General features: G+C 75.7%; 1 pseudogene. It reads right to left on the reverse strand.

The window, feature by feature from the left end:
• A pseudogene (locus tag ACZ4WH_RS13780) lies at window positions 1–214 on the reverse strand (hypothetical protein); the annotation flags it as partial.

Genomic DNA, 214 nt, shown 5'->3' on the forward strand with positions numbered 1-214 from the left:
ACTCCCGGTCCTCACGGTCCAGCCGAAGCTCCCGGCCCCGCCGGTCCTCCCGGTCCTCCCGGTCCCCCCGGAACTCCGGGCCTAGCCGGAACTCCCGGTCCTCACGGTCCAGCCGGAACTCCCGGCCCCGCCGGTCCTCCCGGTCCTCCCGGTCCCCCCGGAACTCCGGGCCTAGCCGGAACTCCCGGTCCTCACGGTCCAGCCGGAACTCCCG

The sequence above is a fragment of the Streptomyces sp. NPDC029138 genome (assembly GCF_055564375.1).